Source organism: Acinetobacter sp. UBA3461, assembly GCF_002381195.1.
Classification (GTDB): domain Bacteria; phylum Pseudomonadota; class Gammaproteobacteria; order Pseudomonadales; family Moraxellaceae; genus Acinetobacter; species Acinetobacter schindleri.
Map to the genome: position 1 here is coordinate 1 of NZ_DFRO01000034.1, position 2,170 is coordinate 2,170.

Here is a 2,170-nt window from a genome sequence, read left to right on the forward strand (position 1 = left end):
GAATGATGAATCACATTCTTTGGCATGCCTCGATCATGCAATGCTTGCTCCAATGCATCGAGCACCATATCTGTATTCATTCGTGTAGATACTTTCCAGCCAACAATTGCTCGTGAGAACACATCAATAATAAAGGCGGTATAGACTCAGCCTGAATTTGTTTGAATATACGTAAAGTCACTCACCCACAGTTGGTCAGGATGATCAGCAGTAAAATTACGTTTCACTAAATCATCTGCTCGTTTTTGGTCATCTCGGCTACGGGTGGTTTGTTTGTTCTTACCTCACCAAACACCTTGTATACCTAGCTTTTTCATTAATCGAGCAACAGTACAGCGTGCGATAACATAACCTTCACGTTTCAGTTTTTGCCAGACTTTACGTACACCATACCGACCTGAACTTTCCTTCCAAATTCGTTTAATTTGTTCAGCATGATGCAAGTCATGTAAATCTCGCTTTGCTCGATGTTCTGGATTTTCGCAGAGATCTAGAGTGCGGTAATAGGTTGAAGGTGCGATTGGTAAAATTCTACAAATCGCCTCGACTCCGTACAGCTCTTTATTATTATGGATAAAATCCACCATTATTTGTGTGGGCAGTCGAGCTCCGCCTGGGCGAAAAAAGCGGCTGCTTTACGTAGAATCTCATTGGCGCGTTGCAGTTCTTTATTTTCGCGTTCGAGTTGTTTGATACGTTCTTGGTCTGAAAGCTGCTGTACTTTAACTGGATTTTGCTGATCTAAATGCTTTTGATGCCAGGCACGTAGTGTTTCAGGAGTACAACCCTTGCGCAGTATACTGCTCAGGGAGCAATAGCGGTGATCGCAGCCCAATTCGATGGATAATCTTTTTCAGATTCAATCAATAATTGAACCGCTCTTTCTCTAATTTCAGGGGTATATTTTAATTTTGTCATCGGGATAGTCTCTCAGAATATTAACTCTCCGACAAACCCGGTACGGTTCAGTCTAGGATCAATTTAAAAAATGGGTGGTGTTTCAAAAAGTATGCTGAAAAAAAGCAGGTTGGATTTTGATAAAATAGAGAAATGCGAATAACTCTAGAAATCAAGTGTCCAGCCTGCCTAAGTGACAGTATAAAGAAAAATGGCACAAAAGTAGATGGTAAGCAAAATTACCAATGTAAAATATGCAGACGTCAATTTATTGGTGATCATGCTCTCAGTTATCAAGGCTGTCACTCAGGTATCAAAACCAAAATATTACACCTCATGGTGCGAGGCAGTGGTGTCAGGGATATAGCAGAAATTGAAAGAGTAAGTATCGGTAAAGTTCTACGGACACTTAGCCAATCAAAATATCAACTTCGAGCACAGCAAAGTCATTATGAAACCCTTGAAGTAGATGAGTTTTGGACTTTTGTTGGTCATAAGCAAAATAAACAATGGCTAATTTATGCCTATCATCGAGAAACAGGTGAAATTGTTGCTTATGTATGGGGTAACCGAGATTTAGCCACTGCAAAACGACTTAAATTAAAATTGAAGCAGTTAGGTGTAAGCTATACATGTATATCAAGTGACCATTGGGATAGCTTTGTTACGACCTTTAAAGAATGCAAACAGTTGATTGGTAAATTTTTCACTGTGGGTATAGAAGGCAATAATTGTCGATTACGGCATCGAATCAGGCGAGGCTTTAGGAGAAGCTGCAACTTCTCCAAAAAGCTTGAAAATCATTTCAAAGCCTTTGATTTAGTGTTCTTTTATATCAATAATGGATTCGTTTAATGCCAGCATACTTTTTGAAACACTACCCATTTTTCACCTATTAACCAATTAGAATTAAGTTTTAAGCAGCTAAGTAATTTTACAAATACTATATCCTCATTCTTTAAAGATCAAAAAAATTGCTTTTTTATCTAACTAAAAGGTGTCTACAAAATTGGTGGCTATTCACTATAAGTTATAGAAATTACTAGATGTTTCTTTAATTCTGTTCTTTTCTATTCATTCGACACATAAGCTCACGAATTACGTAAACCCTATATAAGTTTATTTTTTAAACACTCGGATGTCTTATTTCATACATTAATTTACAGCGATTTCTTGGCGCATAAGGCTCTAATAAAAGTGTTTTTTAATTCTTGGCAGCCTTGCTACGAGTCTGTTTAATGTTGAACTAGAAAGAGGAAATCCGCATGCGTGC

The 2,170-nt window shown here is 37.7% G+C and carries 1 protein-coding gene, 1 pseudogene and 1 other annotated feature; of the genes and pseudogenes, one reads left to right on the forward strand and one right to left on the reverse strand.

The window, feature by feature from the left end:
- Nucleotides 1-918, reverse strand: a pseudogene (locus B3D47_RS09770) (IS3 family transposase); the annotation flags it as partial.
- Nucleotides 513-629: a sequence feature (AL1L pseudoknot), on the reverse strand. (Overlaps the previous pseudogene by 117 nt.)
- 132 nt (nucleotides 919-1,050) lie before the next feature.
- Here B3D47_RS09770 and B3D47_RS09775 point away from each other — a divergent pair.
- Nucleotides 1,051-1,752 (forward strand): IS1 family transposase, encoded by a 702-nt coding sequence (locus tag B3D47_RS09775; protein ID WP_004282341.1) that lies wholly within the window; start codon nucleotides 1,051-1,053, stop codon nucleotides 1,750-1,752.
- Nucleotides 1,753-2,170 lie beyond the last annotated feature (418 nt).

Excerpts from the sequence above, each read along its gene's own strand:
- B3D47_RS09775 (WP_004282341.1), top strand. The coding sequence starts at position 1,051 with ATGCGAATAACTCTAGAAATCAAGTGTCCAGCCTGCCTAAGTGACAGT.